Below are 16,725 nucleotides of genomic sequence, written 5' to 3' on the forward strand. Positions count from 1 at the left end.
CGTCGTGATCGGCACGCCGGCGGGAAGCCCCTCCAGCGTCGCGACAAGTGCGGGACCGTGGGACTCCCCCGCGGTCAGCCAACGCAGCCTGCTCACGGAACTCACCGGTCCTCCTCAGCCGTCTCGCCCACTGCGCAGGGATGCTCATACGCGGGGAAGAGACGCCGCATCTCCGTGTGGAAGTCCGGGAACGTCTTCGCCACGCACTGCGGATCATCCAGAGTGATCGAGCCGGGCACGGCGAGGCCCAGGACGGAAAACGCCATCGCGATGCGGTGATCGCGGTGACAGGCGATGCGTGCCGGGCGCAGCTCACCCGGGTGGACGGTGATCCAGTCGTCACCCTGATGCGTCTCGATGCCGCAGGCCCGAAGGTTCTGCGCGACCGCGGCAATACGGTCGGACTCCTTCAGCCTTGCGTGTCCGATGCCATGGATCGTGACGGGCGCATCCGCCAGCGGGGCGATAGCTGCGAGTGTCATGAACGTGTCGGAGATGTCGCCCATGTGGACGGCGAAGCCCCCGCGCAACCGCGCCGTGCCTGTCACGCTCGTCGCCGTGTCCGTCACCGCCACCCGCGCCCCGACCTTTTCCAGCACATCGGCGAACCGTAGGTCGCCCTGCGGGCTGCCCGCGGCGAGACCAGGAACGGCCACCGTGCACCCCGTGACCGCCGCGGCCGCGAAGACGTAGGAGGCGGTCGAGGCATCCGGCTCAATCACCACGTCTGTGGCGGTGTACCCGCCCGGCTCGACGCGGAGGCTGCCGTCCGGCCGCTCGTCGACGCGGGCCCCGAAGCAGCGCATCAGCGTCACCGTCATGTCGACGTAAGGGCTGCTGACGAGGGCCTCGGCCCGGACCACCAGCCCGTGTTCCATGAGCGGTGCCGCCATGAGCAGGCCACTGAGGTACTGGCTGCTCAGTGACGAGTCCACGGTGATTTCGCCTCCGGTCAGGCCGTCGGCACGGACGAGCAGCGGCAGTCCGTCCCCCGGGCTCGTCTCGACATCGGCACCGAGGTTGCGCAGCGCTTCCAGCAGCGGTCGCTGGGGACGGGCACGCAGCTGCGAGGAGCCGTTGACCAGGAACGTGCCCCGGCCGGTGGCGACGTATGGCGGCAGGAAGCGGGCCGCCGTGCCGGCGTCCGCACACCACAGACGCGCCCGGCCGACCGGTCCGCGGCCGGTTCCGGTAACTTCCCAGAACTCGGACAGGGGGCTGCTCTCCACACGGACACCGCATTCCGTCAACGCGTTCCGAAAGGCGATCGTGTCGTCACTGACGAGCGGTGCCCGTACCCGGCTGGTGCCGCGGGCCCCGGCGGCGATCAGCACCGCCCGGTTGGTTAGGCTCTTGGATCCGGGTATCCGGGCGTTCAGTACGGGGACGGACACTTCGGCTGCGGTCAACTCGGTTCCCCTCGGCTCTCGCGACGTGCGTCTTACGGCATACAGGTCGTGCGACATGCGGGTCCTACGGCAGGCTGGGCAGGGAGGCCGCACGTGTCTCCTGCACGACCTCCTCTTCCCACAGTTGGTCCACACGGGACGGCTGCCGGTGCCGCTGCGACGGAACGGACGTGTCCTCGGCCTGCCAGCCACGCTCCGTCAGCAGGCGGTGCAACTGCTGGGCGGAGATGGCAGGGACGGCGAACTCGACCGTCATCCGGTCCTGTTCCGCGTCGACACCTGTGATCACGTCATCGATGCCCACGCCGTGCTCGGCGATGGTGTCGAGCAGTCTGCTCAGCTCTCCGGGCTTCTCGTCGATGGGCACCCTGAACGGGCGCCGCCCGGCGGTCCGCCGGGCGGGCGCGGGACGGATACCACGCAGGCCCGCAACTCCGCGTTCCAGCAGGTCCACCATGGGGCGCATGTCCGGGCCCGGAGGACCGCCGTCCTCCGCCAGCTCCTCCAGCGCGATCAGCAGCGTCGCCAGGTCCTTCTCGACCTCGCGAAGCACTCGGGCCACAGGCTCGGCGTTGCTGCGCAGAATGTCGGCCCACAGGTGGGCGTCGCCACCGGCGATCCTGGTGGCGTCACGCAGTCCCTGACCGACGAGCCGTAGAGCGTCCTGCGGGCTTTGCTCGAGTCGGGCGGCCATCAGACTCGCTACCACGTGCGGCGCATGCGAGGTCAGCGCGACAGCCCGGTCGTGCCCTTCGCAGTCCATGACCAGCGGAACCGCACCGCACTGGGCGACCGGTTCGAGCACATGGTTCAGCGCTGTCTGCGCGACCTCCGACGAGGGGGTGAGGACCCATGGGCGGCCCTCGAAGAGATCGGCTCGCGCCGCCAGCGGGCCGGACCGCTCCCGTCCGGCCATGGGGTGGCCGCCCACGTAGCACGAGGCATCGGAGATGCTGCCACTGACCTCCCGGGCCGGGAGCGCCTTCACGCTCGCCACGTCGGTGTAGCTCCGGGCCAGCCCCCGTGCGCACTGCTGCGCCAGGACGCCGGCCACCGCGCCGGGCGGGACGGCGATCACCGCCAGGTCGACCGGCCCGGCCGGGGCGTCGGTGACTCCCGCACCGAGAGCCGCCGCGGTACGGGCCGCCGACGCGTCCCGGTCCAGAAGGTGAACGGCTGTGCCATGACGGCTCATTGCCAGCCCGATCGACGTTCCGATCAGCCCGGTCCCCACGATGGCCAGCGTGCGGATCACCGGCTCCCCCTCTCAGCCGGGCCGAAGCGCCCGGTGGCCGTGCCATCGGCCGGAGCGGAGCTTCCCGTCGGCGGCGCGAGATCCTTGCGGAGCACGGCGGCACCTCCGAGATAGACGTGCCGGACGTCGGCCCTAGGCCGAGCCGTGTCAACATGCGCCAGGATCCGCACCGTGCGCGGCAAGCCGCCCCGCACGTCCAGTTCCCGTGCGCACATCAAGGGGACGTCGACCAGGCCGAGTTCCCGCGCGGCTTCGGCAGGGAACGCACTGACCAGGTCGGACGTCGCAGTGAAGACCATGCTGATCAGGTCTTCGGGCGCCAGGTCGTTCTGTGCCATGAGTTCCTTGACCAGCAGTCCTACCTGAGTGCGCAGCACTCCCGGTTCGTCCCACTCCACCTGGATGGCGCCGCGGATTGCCCGCACCGTCATATTCGCCCCCCGAACTGCTCGGGCAACCTGCGCGGCGCGGTCGGTCCGGGGCCCATCTCCGCGACGAGGAACGCCAGGTCAAGGGACTGGCTGCGGTTCAGGCGCGGGTCGCAGGCCGTCTCGTAGCGCTGGTGCAGGTCGTCGACGAAGATCTCGTCGCCGCCGCCCACGCACTCGGTGACGTCGTCACCGGTGAGCTCGACGTGGATGCCGCCCGGGTGGGTGCCCAGGCCCTTGTGGACCTCGAAGAAGCCCTTGACCTCGTCCAGCACGTCGTCGAAACGGCGGGTCTTGTGGCCGGAGGCCGCCTCGAAGGTGTTGCCGTGCATCGGGTCGGTCACCCAGGCCACGGTGGCGCCGGAGGCGGTGACCTTCTCGACCAGCTCGGGGAGCTTGTCGCGGACCTTGTCGGCGCCCATGCGGACGATGAAGGTCAGCCGGCCCGGCTCACGGTCGGGGTCGAGGCGCTCGATGTACTGCAGCGCGTCCTCGGCCGTCGTCGTCGGGCCGAGCTTGATGCCGATCGGGTTGCGGATCTTCGAGGCGAACTCGATGTGCGCGCCGTCCAGCTGCCGGGTGCGCTCGCCGATCCACACCATGTGCGCGGAGACGTCGTACAGCTGCCCGGTGCGGGAGTCCACGCGGGTCAGCGCCGACTCGTAGTCGAGCAGCAGCGCCTCGTGCGAGGAGTAGAACTCGACGGTCTTGAACTCCTCCGGGTCGGTGCCGCAGGCCCGCATGAAGTTCAGCGCGTTGTCGATCTCGCGGGCCAGCTGCTCGTAGCGCTGACCGGACGGGGAGGACTTCACGAAGTCCTGGTTCCAGGCGTGCACCTGGCGCAGGTCCGCGTAACCGCCCGTGGTGAAGGCGCGCACCAGGTTGAGCGTGGAGGCGGACGCGTTGTACATCCGCTTCAGGCGCTCGGGGTCCGGGACCCGGGCCTTCTCGTTGAAGTCGAAGCCGTTGACCGAGTCGCCGCGGTACGTCGGCAGCGTCACGCCGTCGCGCGTCTCGGTGCCCTTGGAACGCGGCTTGGAGTACTGGCCGGCGATACGGCCGACCTTCACGACCGGCACCGAGGCGGCGTACGTCAGCACGGCGCCCATCTGCAGCAGGGTCTTGAGCTTGTTGCGGATGTGGTCGGCGGACACCGCGTCGAAGGCCTCGGCGCAGTCGCCGCCCTGGAGGAGGAACGCCTCTCCCTTGGCGACGGCCGCCATCCGGGCGCGCAGCTGATCGCACTCGCCCGCGAAGACGAGCGGCGGATACGACTCGAGGTCCGCGATCACTGCGCGCAGAGCCTCGGTGTCGGGGTACTCGGGCTGCTGCGCCGCGGGCAGGTCTCGCCAGGAGTCCTCAGATACCCGAGCAGGAGAGAGCAGCGGAGTGGTCACCGTGGTTCCTCCGCGGCCTGGAAGAGGTGATGCCGCTCCCCGATGGCGACGACCCGCGGAAGATCCTCGGCCTCGGGGGGCGGGGGTGGAGTACCCGGGACCGGCGTCGAACCCGCCTCCAGGAAGAAGCGGTCGACTCCGGAGGGGCTGAACAGCAGCAGCTGGCGCGCGGTGTGGATGCCGTTGTTGCGGAAGCGGTGGGCGGTGCCCTTGGGAATGAAGACGAAGTCTCCGGGCCGCACGGCATAGGTGTGCGGCCCGGCCGTGATGTCCAGCTCGCCCGAGAGCAGGTAGAACGCCTCGTCCGCGTCTGCATGGATGTGCAGCGGCGGTCCTCCGCCAGGCGGAACAGAGGCCTCCAGAAAGGTCAGGGAACCGCCGGATTCCTCGTGCGTCAGCTTTACGGTGTAGACATCGCCGCTCAGCCACACGGACCGGCCTTCGCCGGCCGGGACGTGGACGATGTCCCGGACCGGCTGCTGCCCGTGCTCGTGGTGGCCGTGTTCTTCGTGGCTCTGCGGCTGGGAGGTGGTGCTCTGCGACACAGTCCTGTCCTTAGAGGTTCTTGGCAGCCTTGTATGTGCTGGGAAGCCGGACAACTGTCAGAAGAAGGGGCTGCGGGACTCGCCGCCCAGCAGAACCTGCCCGGTGAGTTCGAGAATCGACTCCTGGGCCACGGCGTGCTGGCACATGGTGTTGGCATCGCGCAGCCAGCGGTCCAGCGGGGACTTCTCGCGGTAGATGGAAGAGCCTCCCACCAGGTCGAACAGGACAGTGACGATGTTCCGCGCAGTACGGAAGGCGTGGTAACGGGCCAGCGCCGTGGCGGTGCGCTGTCGAGCGGTGGTCTCGTCGCCCCGTTCCAGGGCCGCCCACTGCTCCTGCAGGCCGGAGTAGACGGCGGCGCGCGCCGCGTTCAACTCCATTTCTGCCCGGGCGAGGGTCGACTGCACCCGCGGGTTCTGCGTCCACGGCGTCCCTGTCTCCCGGTCCACCCGGCTGTGGGCGAGGTCCCGCACATGGTCGATGGCGGCGCGCGCCAGGCCCAGGGGGACACCGGACATCTTGCGCAGGATCGCGTCGGGCGTGGCGTGCAGCGGGCCCGTGCGCCGCGGCACATGGAACGAGAAGGAATGCTGCTCCGGCACGAACAGGTCGGTCACCTTGTAGTCGCGACTGCCGCTGCCGGCAAGCCCCGTGGTGAACCAGGTGTCCACAATCTCGTACTGATCAGGTCGGGCCACCATGACGCGCCAGTGCACCGGGTCGCCGGTGACCGGGTCGGTTTCGGGCTGGCCGTCCTTGAACACCTGGCATCCCGCGACCAGTACGTCGCAGTGGGTGGAGCCGCTGCCGAACCGCCAGTGCCCGGACACCCGGTAACCGCCGGGCACGCGTTCGGCCCGCCCTTGCGGGTGGATCCAGCCGGAGTTCGGGGTGTCGAGGTCGCCGTAGAACTCCTGGACGGCCTCCTCCTCGAGGTAGCCCGCGTAGATGCCAGAGTCCATGCCGATCATGGCGCACCACGCAGTGGAGACGTCCCCGGTGGCCAACGTCTCGATGAGTTCGGTCTGTTGTATGGACGTCAGTTCCGGTCCACCCCGGTCCTTGGGCGCGGCGGCACGGAACACACCGTTCCGCCGGAGCAGGTCGACGACGTCCTCGGGCAGTCGGCGAGCCGCCTCGATGTCGGCGGCCCACTCCCTCAGGAACGGCACCGCCTCGCGGGCGTGACGGAGGATGTCCTCCGCGGTGTTGGGAGTCTGGGCGGACTCGTCCGCGCTTTGCGGCCATGCGATGGTCACTGTGCCTCCGGTGGTGTGGGACGGGTCAGGCGTATCGGCCGGGTGCGATCACCTGGCGGGGGTCGAGGATCTGCTTCAGTCGGCGAACGAAGGCCCGCGCGGCGGGGTCGGGGGAAAGCCGGTCCACCCATTGGTGGTGATCGGAGTCGAGGCGGTAGGGGTGGAAGCCGGCATCGGCGAACAGTTCGTACGTCCGGTCGAGCGCCCGATGTGCCTGCTCGGCGTCGTGTTCGGTACGGGGGAAGCGGAAGGAGACCACTAGGTCGACCACATCCGGGTCCAGGGCGTTGATGGTGGAGCCGGCTCGGACTCCCGTTTCGGCGTGGACCTGAGCCAGGAGCTCCTGGGCGCGGGCGATCGCGCGGCCGGTGAAGGGGATCAGAGGGAGGAAGAAGAGCCATCCGCCGCCCTCGGCGTCGACTCGCGCCGCGTGCTGGCCGACGGCGGACTTGAGCATGGCCTCGTTCCGCGAGGGGTCACCGGCGTAGAGCCTCTCCACCGCGCGTGCGACCAGGTCGTCCGGTGCGGGGGGATGTTCGTCCGAGCGCAGGACGCGGGTGAACAGCCCGCTGCGCTCGGCCTCTTCCTGGATGACGCGGGTGACTGCGGCCACAGACCGCTCGGTGCCGCTCACACACAGATGGGTCGTGTACGCGTCGGCGACGCCGCCGTACGACTCGGTGGAGACGTTGTCATAGACCTTCAGGACACCGGACACGAGTCCCTGTGCCGTCCAGCGCCGCAGTTCGTCGATGACCTCCACCAGCTTGTCGCCGGCGAATCCGAGGCGCAGCACGCGCTGGTCCTCTGGGCGGGGCAGCAGCCGTACGACACCTGCCGTCACGATGCCGAGGTCGGACTGGGTGAACAGCGCGAGCGGTGACGGACCGAGGCCCTGTGGGTTCACCGCCCCCGAGTGCTCGCCGTCCGGCCACCAACCGACGCGTATCAACTCGCCGTCAGACAGGACCACTTCGAGGCCGGCGAGGTCCAGGGTGCGCTGCCGGCGCAGGCCCACGCCCCGGTCGATGATGTTGCCGAGCACGCTGGTGTGCCCGGAGGAGGCGGTCACGTTCAGGGTCCGGCCGGTGTCGGCGAGCAGCTCGGCCAGACGCAGTTGGGTGACTCCCGGTTCCACAATGGCCCAGCCGCCTTCGGCATCCAGGTCGCGGACCGCGTCGAGCGCCTGGAGCTCCAGGGTCACCACCGAGTCCCGGGCCGGTTCCCGGGAGCCCAGGCCCCAGTTGCGGCCGGTGCTCAGGGCCTGCAGCCGGGGGCCGCCCTCGGTACGAGCGAAGGCCTTTACTGTGTCACGTACTTCGTCGACCGTGCGCGGCCGCACGATGCCGTAGACGTCGCGGGGGGTGAACATGCTGACGTTCGCGCCGGGCGGCAGGGGACTCGACTTCTCACCGGCCGCCTTTACCGCGTCGGCCGGAATTCCTGCAGGGAGAACAGACAAGGGACACCTCACCGTTGCTTGGATCCGAGAGCTCCGCGGTGGAATATGAGGGGCTCGCCGTCTTCTTCGCCGTGTTCGATCGACTCGACCCTGCTCAGGAACAGGCCGTGGTCCCCGCCCTCGATGACCTGTTCCACGGAGCACCACAGCGTGGCCAGGGCGCCTGGCAGGACGTCCTGTTCCACCAGGTTCTCCAGGGCCGTGCCACGCGGCTTCTCCTGGGAGGCGAACTGCCCGGCGGTCGCAGCCTGTCGCTCGCTGAGGAGATGGACCGTGAAGGACCGGCTGGCGGACAGAACGGGGTGGGCGCGTGCCGTGTTCAGCACGCTGACCAGGATGCGCGGCGGAGTCAACGACACGGACATGAGTGCGTTGATGGTCATTGCCACGGCCTTCTCGCCGGTGCCGGTGCACAGCAGGGCGACGCCGGTCGGGAACAGGCGCATGGCTGAGCGCAGATCCGCTTCCTCGGGCACCGGATCACGGACATCGACTCGGTGCGGATTGCTGTAAGCCGTCGTGGACACAGCCCCTCGATTCATTCTCTCGACGCTCCGGGAAATACGCTAGTTAATCCACAGCAGAAATTACCACTGATAACTCGGGTAATTCTCCTGCTACTTGCCCTACTCATTCGAGTAGAGCATTTACGGAATGACGGGGTCCGGAACACGGGAAAAGCGCGCCGCCGGGAATACGGCGACGCGCTTCAGTGAAAGGGGACGGCCTCAGGACAGGGTCAGCACCGCCTTGCCCCGCACGCGGCGGCCGACGACGTCGTCCGCCACCTCGCCGACCTCCTGCCAGTCGGCCACCCGGCTTACGCTCACCTTCAGCCGTCCGTCGGCGACCAGACGGGCCAGGTGGTCCAGGTCGGCGGCGCTGCGTCCGCCGTCCTGGTGGCCGACAAGGGTGAGCCTCTTTCCGACCAGCTGGTAGGGCGCCAGCGGGGTGTCCTGCCCCGACGCCGCTCCGATGGAGATCACCGTGCCACCCTCGGCCATGTGCCCGAGGAGCGCGCCGAGCAGCGGGCCGCCGACGTTGTCCAGCAGGACGTCGACCGGATCCCCGATCTCCTCGGGTTTCGTCACCACGCGCTGCGCCCCGAGTTCCGCGAGTCCCGCTCCCCGGGCCGGGTCGCCCACGACGGCGACCACCTCCGCGCCCTGCAGCCGGGCGAGTTGCACCGTGAAATGCCCCACACCGCCCGAAGCACCGGTGACGGCGACGCGATGACCGGGTCTGACACCGGCCCGGCGCAGCGCGCGGAGGGCGGTGAGCCCCGCCACGGGCAGCGCCGCCGCCCGGACGAAGTCGACCTCGTCCGGCAGCACGGCGAGTTCACCGACATGCACAGCGCGCAGCTCCGCCCAGCCTCCGGCCCATCCCCAGGTGACGACACGGTCACCGGCCCGGGGCCCGGCCCCGGAGGCGGCTGCCCGCTCCACCGTGCCCGCGGCGTCCCAGCCCGGGACGGTGCCCTCGGTCGCGGCGGCATTGCCGGTCTTGGGCAGTTCCCCGTAGTTGAGGGAGGTCGCGGCGGTCCTGACCAGGATCTCGTCCGGTCCCGGCACCGGGTCGGGCACATCGGCGAGACGGAGTCCGCCGGGTGCGGAGTGATCGATGACAAGAGCTCGCATGGCTCAACCCACTTCTGTAAGGCGGACGTACCGGACAGGAGCCCGGTGGTGCGGATGACTCGGCGCGACGTCCGCTCGGTCAGAGGTTGGATCCCCCGTCCACCGCCACCGAAGCTCCGGTGACGAACGCCGCCTCAGGTGACACGAGGTGCGCCACGGTGTGGGCGATCTCGTCGGCTGTGCCGTACCGGCCGAAGACGTTCTGCGATCGCTGGTAGTCGGCCGAAGGTCCGTCCGCCGGGTTCATGTCGGTATCGATGGAGCCCGGTGCGACCTGGTTCACGGTGATCCCACGGGGCCCCAGGTCGCGCGCCAGCCCGAGGGTGAGGCCCGAGATGGCCGCCTTGCTCATGGCGTACACCGTCATGCCGGGTCCAGGCACATGGGTGGCGAGGCAGCTGCTGATGTTGACGATCCGCCCGCCTTCGCCCATGTGCCGCGCGGCGGCCTGGGCGGTCAGGAAGGCGCCGCGCGTGTTCACGTTGAGCGTGCGGTCCAGAATTTCCAGCGACACCTCTTCCAGGGCCGCCATCGACATGTCCATGTAGCCGGCATTGTTGACCAGGATGTCGATGCGCCCGAACTCGCGGGCCACCTCGTCCACGGCCGTCTGCACGACCGCCGCGTCGCCGGCGTCGGCAGCGACCGCCAGGCTGCGGCTTCCTGCCGCGCGGATCTGCTCGGCGACGGTCTCCGCCTGATCCTTGTTCCGGGCGAAGGTCAGCGCAACATCGGCCCCGTGCGCGGCGAGCCGACGCGATATCGCGGCTCCGATGCCCCGGTTTCCTCCGGTGACCAAAGCCGTTTTTCCTGCAAGATTCCTGACGATGTCCATGTGCCCAGACTTTAGGGTCGGCATAGAACGCCCATCAAGGGGAATCTTCCATTCCGGCGTTTTCTACCCGGCCCGGTAGAGGCGAGTAGCCCTTCAACTACTCACACCACTAGTGGATTTACGGTCGGGCGCGTCCTAGCCTCTTCCCGTGCCCCGTCCGGCCGTGGCCCGTGCCCGGCGTCTTCCCAATCCGGATGTGCGGGCCATTATTTCGACGAAAAAGCGTAAGGAAAAACCGGCGGTCGGCCGATGAAAACGCACGGAACGAGCCCGGAAAAGCGATCCGCTCGCCCTCGTCACAGCCCAAGAGGTGGAACCATGTCATCAGCACATCTCGGCCGCAGGTCCGTCCTGGCGGGCGGCGCGGCAGCGGTCGGTACCGCGGCACTGGCGGCCGCTCCGCCGGCCACCGCAGCAGCCGAAACCGGTGCCCACTCCTCCGTCGGTGCGAAAGTGTCTCCGCACGACCCCCGCTACGAGCTGCTGACCACGGGCATCAACAAGCGGTTCGTCGCCCGCCCCGAGTACATCAAGATGATCCGCTCCGCGGCCGATGCTGAAAGAGCGCTGCGCGAGGCGTTCCACTCCGGCAAGCGCGTGTCGGTGCGCAGCGGCGGGCACTGTGTCGCGGATTTCACCTGCAACCCCGAGGTGGAGGTCATCCTGGACTTCTCCGAGATGACCGGCGTCGGCTACGACCCGAAGTTTCGCGCGTTCTATGTGGAGGCGGGCGCCCGGCTCTACAACGTCTACGAGGCTCTCTACAAGGGCTGGGGCGTCACCATCCCCGGCGGTGTCTGCCACAGCGTCGGGGCCGGCGGGCATGTGTCGGGCGGCGGATACGGAATGCTCTCCAGGGCCTACGGCCTGGTGGTCGACCACCTCTACGCGGTGCAGGTCGTCACCGTCGATGGCAAGGGCAAAGTGCGCACAGTCGTCGCCACGCGGGAGGAGGACGACCCGAACCGCGACCTGTGGTGGGCCCACACTGGCGGTGGCGGCGGCAACTTCGGCCTGGCCACCCGCTATTGGTTCCGCTCACCGGAAGCCACCGGCAGCCGGCCGGGCGATCAGCTGGTCAACCCTCCGTCCCGGGTGTGGGTCAGCGCCGTCGACTTCCGCTGGGAGCAGCTCGACGAGGCCTCGTTCGGCCGACTGCTGAAGAACTTCGGTTCCTGGCACGAGCGGCACAGCGGCCCGGACGACGAGTACCGCCACCTGAGCAGCCTGTTCAACGTCAATGCCAAGGCGTTCGGCCGACTCAGCCTCTACACCCAGATCGACGCGACCATTCCCAACTCCCGTGCGCTGCTGGAGTCGTACCTGGAGGAGCTGCTCGACGGAACGGGCGTCGAGCCGGTGCCGATGGACCGGCCCAGCGGCGAACTGGCCGCCATGCCCAACTACTTCCGCCCGGCCGAGCTGCCGTGGCTCGCGGCGGCGCGGATGCTGGGCGCCCCGGACCCGGTGGGCGCCAATCCGATCGCGCGCGTGGGGCTGAAGTCGGCCTACTTCCGCAAGAACTTCACGGACCATCAGGTCGCGTCCCTCTACCGCTCCCTGTCCGACCCGGCATTGGACAACCCGGACACCACGCTGGTCCTTCTTTCCTTCGGCGGCCTGATCAACGGCGTCGAACCGCACGCGACCGCCAGCGCCCAGCGTGACTCCGTCTTCAAGGTGATCTTCCAGAACATCTGGTCCGACAAGCAGCGCGACGAGCGGTACATGCAGTGGATCAGGGACTGGTACGAGGACGTCTTCGCCGAGACGGAAGGCGTTCCGAAGACCGACGGCGTGACCGACGGCTGCTACATCAACTACCCGGACACGGACATGGCAGACCCCCGCCACAACCGGTCCGGTATCCCCTGGCACGCGCTCTTCTACAAGGGCAACTACCGCAGGCTGCAGGAGATCAAGCGCCACTGGGACCCGACCGACTACTTCCGCCACTCGCTGTCCATCACAACAAGCCGTTGACGCAGCACCGGTGAGGCGGCACGGCCTCCGACTGGCGTGCCGCCTCACCGAGCCGACCGGAGGTTGAGCAGCAATGACCGATACAGCGGTGATCGACATACGCTCCGTCACCGAGGACGACCTTCCCGCCTGGACCCGCACCTGGGGCAACGGGTACCTGCGCCCGTACACCGAGAGCAGCGTCGAGGCGATACGGTCGACGACAGCGCGGGACCGGCTCATCGGGGCCTTCGACATGGACCGGTGTGTCGGCACCTATCGAAGCTCCGCCCAGGAAATCACCGTACCGGGCGGCGCCTTCCTCCCCGCGTCGGCCATCTCGAAGGTCAGCGTGGCGGGCACGCACCGCCGCCGCGGACTGCTGAGCAGGATGGTGGCCATGGACCTCAGGGGCGCCTTCGAGCGCGGGGAGCCGGTCGCCGTTCTCGACGCCGCGCAGTACCCCCTCTACGGCCGCTACGGCTTCGGTCCCGCGACGGCGATGGCCTGGTTCGAGATCGACGTGCACCGGGCCCGCCTGGATCCTCGGCGGACCGCCGACACCTCCGGTGTGCTGCTCGTCGACGCCCGCGAATACCTCAAGGCCGCGCCGGGGGTGTACGAGCGACTGCGCGCCGGCCAGCCCGGGGCGCTGCGCCGCGACGAGCTGTGGTGGCAGGAGGCCACCGGGCAGCGCACGGGGTCCGGAGACCGCCGGTCCGAGCCCTTCTTCGCCCTGCACTTCGACGCGGACTCGGGCGAGGCGGACGGCCTGCTCTGCTTCAACGCCGAGGAGACATGGGGCAACATGCTGCCGCAGTCGCCCCTGTGGATACGCGATCTGATCACCGCGTCCCCGCGGGCGGAGGCGGCTCTGCTGCGCTACGCAGTGACGGTCGACTGGGTTACCACGGTCCACCTGCCGTATCGCTCCCCCGACACGCTGCTCCCGCTGTGGCTGGGCGACCCGCGGGCGGCCCGCGTGAGCGCGTTGAGCGACTACATGTGGCTGCGCGTCCTCGACACACCCCGCGCTCTGTCTGCCCGCACCTACGGTATCGAGGCGAGTCTGGTGCTGGAGGTGGCCGACGCCGCCGGGTACGGGGCAGGCACCTGGCTGCTGGAGGGCGCGCGTGACGGTGCCTCCTGCACCCGGACCACACGTGCTCCGGATCTCAGAATCGACGTACGGGACCTGAGCTCCCTGTATCTGGGGGACGACTCAGCCACGCGTTTGTCGGTGCTCGGCGGTATCGAGGAGCTGCGGCCCGGTGCGCTCGCGCGGGCGGACGCGATGTTCCGCACCGGACGCCGGCCGTGGTCGCCGCGAGCCGTACTGGGAGCGCGCTACCAGGCGGGGGCTCCGTGACAACACTCCAGCTATTGGACTGGTCGATTCAAAACGTGTTACGGTCAACTCATGGCCCGACCACGGATGTTCGACGAGGAACGGGCCCTGGACGCGGCGATGCACACGTTCTGGGAGAAGGGCTACGAGGCCACTTCCACTCAGGACCTGTGCGAAGCCACCGGGCTGGGGCGCAGCAGCATCTACAACACGTTCAAGAGCAAGCACGACCTCTTCGAGCGCGCACTGGCCCACTACATCGACACCATGACCACGGCCCAGCTGGCCCTCCTGGAGGACGCCCAGCACAGTGCCGCGGACCGCATCCGCGCCCTGTTCGCCATGGTCGTCGACGGCGAGACCGAGCACCGGGCCGGTGGCCGCAGCCTGGGCTGCCTGACCGTGAATACCACGGTCGAACTGGCCGCACGGGACAGCCGGGCGGCGGGAATGCTGGAGCGTGACACGGCCCGCAGGCTCGCGGTGTTGCGCGCGGTGATCGAGGAGGGCCGCCGGGACGGCAGCATCACCTCCCGGCGGGACGCCGGAGCACTGGCCCGCTTCATCAACGCGGCGATCGGCGGCATGCGCATCTCGAGCCAGGGCGGCGCCGATCGGGCCGCACTGGAGTCGATCGCCGAAGTCACCCTCGACGCACTCACCCACTGACCCGCGCACCGCCCCGGGCGACGCTTACCCATGCCCAAGTTTTGAACTGACTAATCCATAACTCTTCACCGCCACGTCACCCGGCCCCCACGCCGGTCGGCGTCGACCCCCTAAGGAGACCGAACGTGCCCCGTGCCGTATACGTCCTGGCACTCGGCATCTTTGCCATGGTGACCAGCGAGTTCGTGGTCGCCGGACTGATGCCGCAGATGGCCGACGGCCTGAACGCCACCATCCCGCAGATCGGATACCTCATCACCGCGTTCGCGGTGGCCATGGCGGCCGGCGGGCCGTTCCTCACCGTGGCGCTCATGAAACTCCCGCCGCGGACGGCACTCATGGTGCTGTTCGTCATCTTCCTGGCGGGCAACGTCCTGGCCGCCACCGCGACCGGCTACGCCACCATGATGACCGCGCGGATCATCACCGGCATCGCCTCCCAGGCCTTCTTCGGCGTGGGCATCTCGATGTGCGCCCAGATCACCCGCCCCGAGGTCCGCGGCCGGGCGATCGCGGTCGCGATGAACGGCCTGATGCTCGGCACCCTGCTCGGGCTGCCCATCTCCACCCTGGTCGGCGAGCACTTCGGCTGGCGCGCGGCATTCTGGACCATCACCGGAATCACCGTGCTAGCCGCCCTGGCCACCTTGTTCGGCGTGCCCCGCATCGAGCGCGCCGAGGGCGGCGGCGGCTTCCGCCAGGAGATCGGCGTCTTCAAGAAGCCCAAGCTGTGGCTCGTGCTGTCCACCAGCACGCTCATCATCGGCGCCACCTTCTCCGCCTTCAGCTACTTCAACCCCATCCTCACCGACCTCACCGGCTTCTCCACCGGCACCGTCCCCGTCCTGCTGATCGCCTACGGTGCCGCCACCGTCGTCGGCAACAACGTCGTCGGCCGCTTCGCCGACCGCCACACCGTCCCCGTCCTCGCCGTCGGCCTCGTCCTCAACACCGTGTTCCTGACCGGCTTCGCCCTGCTCGCCGACCTGCCGGCACCGGCCGTCGTCTGCATGATGGGCATCGGCCTGGTCGGCGTCACCATGAACCCGGCCATGGCCACCCGCGTCCAGCGCACCGGCAACGCCGGCCCGCTCGTCAACACCGTCCACTCCTCCTTCATCACCCTCGGCATCATCCTCGGCTCCTCCATCGGCGCCGTCGTGATCGAGACCTGGGGTCTGCGCGCCCCGCTGTGGCTGGGCGCGATCATGGCCCTGGCCGGCCTGGCCACCGTCCTGCCCGACCTCGCCCGCCGTTCCGCCCCCGCGGCCGTCCCGGAACCGGCGGAGGCCGCCGTGGCAGCCGGTGACAGCACGTCCGGCAAGCAGACCGAACAGGTCTGAGCACGCACGAAACGGGCGTACGGCATCCTGCCGGCCGCCCGTTTCGTGCGTACGGCGTACTGCGAAGTCACGTACCAGGTTCGACGCCGACTACTCGTGCTTCTGGGGCTCCTCATCCAGTGTGACCGTGCAGGAGAACAGCTCGCTGCCTTCCTGGCTGCAGGTGACGGCCAGGCGAGGACGGTGCGCGGCGTCACTTCCGGTCCGCCGCGCCTCCACCCAACTTGGGGTGTCCAGTTCGGCATACCGGTGGAACCGGACGTCCATCGCGATCACGCTTACCGGCGCCCGGCCCGAAACAGCGTGGGCCGCCTGCCTCACCGCCTCGAGCAGCAGCATGCCCGGGGCGTGGTCGACGGGGTGATCGAAAAGCACCGAGTGGTCGGTGTCGACCCTCAACTGCCAGCGCTGCGGAACGTCGGTGGGCGCCAGGACGACATCACCGGCGTCCTGCCTGCCCACACTCTGGGCCCGGGCCGCGGTTGGCACGCGTATCGGCTGTATGGTGGCCGGGTCACCGTGGTCGCCGCGCAACCGCCGGTACACGGCCGGGACCTGGATCGTGAAGCGGCTGGTGGCCGTGGCCAGGGGAATTCCGTCACGCACGACGTCGTACGCGAGCGCGAGCACCGCGACGCTTCCCCTGCGGCGCACCACGTCCCGTGCCACGACGCGGAGTTCGAGGTCCACAGCCGAGCCGTCAGCGTGCAGCAGTTCGGGGTTCAGGCACCAGGCATAGCTGTCCCACACCAGATGGTGACCGAAAGGTACGCCGTACGCCTCGTGGGCCAACAACGGGAAGGTCTGGCGAATAGTCTCGCTGAGTAACAGCGGGTCGTGACGGTGTTCGCGTACGGCATAGAAGTCGTGGTCGGGCGGCCACCGGGCGGTGACGACGAACCGGTCGTCGGCGGTGCGCCGCCATCCCGTCAGAAGCACCTCCGCGGCATTCAGTTTGTGAACCGACTGCTGCGCCACTCTGGGTGAGGTCTGAACAGCGGGAACGAGGGTGCATGACTTGGACAACGCCACTCCCATACAAGCGAGATCCGCGACAGCGCGGTCAGTGCGAGAGACACACCGACTGCCGCTGGACGATGTGATCAGTTGCATGTAAACATAAAGGACGTTCTTTTTTCTGTCGAGGATGGGTCAAGGAGTGGCGATGACGC

At 68.9% G+C, this 16,725-nt stretch carries 15 protein-coding genes and 1 pseudogene; 4 read left to right on the forward strand and 12 right to left on the reverse strand.

The features are described from left to right. From ACFY10_RS47805 to ACFY10_RS47855, 11 genes and pseudogenes are all read right to left on the reverse strand, one after another. The coding region (locus tag ACFY10_RS47805; RefSeq protein ID WP_158716507.1) for a chorismate synthase at positions 1 to 96 on the reverse strand (96 nt) is incomplete at its 3' end. A 5-nt stretch (positions 97 to 101) separates the two neighbouring features. Further along, positions 102 to 1,409, reverse strand: coding sequence for a 3-phosphoshikimate 1-carboxyvinyltransferase (aroA, locus tag ACFY10_RS47810; protein ID WP_390671691.1), 1,308 nt, complete (start codon positions 1,407 to 1,409; stop codon positions 102 to 104). Positions 1,410 to 1,473: 64 nt separating this feature from the next. Next, positions 1,474 to 2,661 (reverse strand): prephenate dehydrogenase, encoded by a 1,188-nt coding sequence (locus tag ACFY10_RS47815; RefSeq protein WP_390671840.1) that lies wholly within the window; start codon positions 2,659 to 2,661, stop codon positions 1,474 to 1,476. 77 nt (positions 2,662 to 2,738) lie between these two features. Further along, positions 2,739 to 3,095: pseudogene (gene aroH / locus ACFY10_RS47820) on the reverse strand (chorismate mutase); the annotation flags it as partial. After that, positions 3,092 to 4,477, reverse strand: a complete 1,386-nt coding sequence (locus ACFY10_RS47825; RefSeq protein WP_390671841.1) for a class II 3-deoxy-7-phosphoheptulonate synthase — start codon at positions 4,475 to 4,477, stop codon at positions 3,092 to 3,094. The gene ACFY10_RS47825 and the pseudogene aroH, both read right to left, overlap by 4 nt. Positions 4,478 to 4,485: 8 nt before the next feature. Beyond that, a complete protein-coding gene (locus tag ACFY10_RS47830) occupies positions 4,486 to 5,034 on the reverse strand; it encodes a cupin domain-containing protein (RefSeq protein ID WP_390671692.1) in 549 nt (182 codons plus the stop codon). A gap of 57 nt (positions 5,035 to 5,091) precedes the next feature. Beyond that, complete coding sequence (locus tag ACFY10_RS47835) at positions 5,092 to 6,294, reverse strand: acyl-CoA dehydrogenase family protein (RefSeq protein WP_390671693.1); 1,203 nt, start codon at positions 6,292 to 6,294, stop codon at positions 5,092 to 5,094. A gap of 25 nt (positions 6,295 to 6,319) precedes the next feature. Next, positions 6,320 to 7,756, reverse strand: a complete 1,437-nt coding sequence (locus ACFY10_RS47840) for an FAD-binding oxidoreductase (protein WP_390671694.1) — start codon at positions 7,754 to 7,756, stop codon at positions 6,320 to 6,322. An 8-nt stretch (positions 7,757 to 7,764) separates the two neighbouring features. Further along, complete coding sequence (locus tag ACFY10_RS47845) at positions 7,765 to 8,283, reverse strand: flavin reductase family protein (RefSeq protein WP_390671695.1); 519 nt, start codon at positions 8,281 to 8,283, stop codon at positions 7,765 to 7,767. Positions 8,284 to 8,484: 201 nt separating this feature from the next. After that, entirely contained in the window at positions 8,485 to 9,396 is a 912-nt protein-coding gene (locus ACFY10_RS47850) for a zinc-binding dehydrogenase (protein ID WP_390671696.1), read from the reverse strand. A gap of 79 nt (positions 9,397 to 9,475) precedes the next feature. Further along, complete coding sequence (locus ACFY10_RS47855; protein WP_390671697.1) at positions 9,476 to 10,231, reverse strand: SDR family NAD(P)-dependent oxidoreductase; 756 nt, start codon at positions 10,229 to 10,231, stop codon at positions 9,476 to 9,478. A 318-nt stretch (positions 10,232 to 10,549) separates the two neighbouring features. Here ACFY10_RS47855 and ACFY10_RS47860 point away from each other — a divergent pair, with 318 nt between their 5' ends. From ACFY10_RS47860 to ACFY10_RS47875, 4 genes are all read left to right on the forward strand, one after another. Continuing rightward, positions 10,550 to 12,214, forward strand: coding sequence for an FAD-dependent oxidoreductase (locus ACFY10_RS47860; protein ID WP_390671698.1), 1,665 nt, complete (start codon positions 10,550 to 10,552; stop codon positions 12,212 to 12,214). Positions 12,215 to 12,287: 73 nt separating this feature from the next. Continuing rightward, positions 12,288 to 13,562: a GNAT family N-acetyltransferase gene (locus ACFY10_RS47865; protein ID WP_390671699.1), complete on the forward strand. Its 1,275-nt coding sequence runs from the start codon at positions 12,288 to 12,290 to the stop codon at positions 13,560 to 13,562. 51 nt (positions 13,563 to 13,613) lie between these two features. Beyond that, positions 13,614 to 14,210, forward strand: coding sequence for a TetR/AcrR family transcriptional regulator (locus ACFY10_RS47870; protein WP_390671700.1), 597 nt, complete (start codon positions 13,614 to 13,616; stop codon positions 14,208 to 14,210). A 125-nt stretch (positions 14,211 to 14,335) separates the two neighbouring features. Further along, the gene (locus ACFY10_RS47875; protein WP_390671701.1) at positions 14,336 to 15,553 is read left to right on the forward strand and encodes an MFS transporter; all 1,218 of its coding nucleotides are present in this window, start codon (positions 14,336 to 14,338) and stop codon (positions 15,551 to 15,553) included. Between the two features lie 90 nt (positions 15,554 to 15,643). Here the strand turns inward: ACFY10_RS47875 and ACFY10_RS47880 are convergent, their stop codons facing one another. Then, positions 15,644 to 16,666, reverse strand: coding sequence for a ScbA/BarX family gamma-butyrolactone biosynthesis protein (locus ACFY10_RS47880; RefSeq protein ID WP_390671702.1), 1,023 nt, complete (start codon positions 16,664 to 16,666; stop codon positions 15,644 to 15,646). Positions 16,667 to 16,725: the final 59 nt, after the last annotated feature.

Source organism: Streptomyces sp. NPDC001401, from assembly GCF_042895385.1.
Classification (GTDB): Bacteria; Actinomycetota; Actinomycetes; order Streptomycetales; family Streptomycetaceae; genus Streptomyces.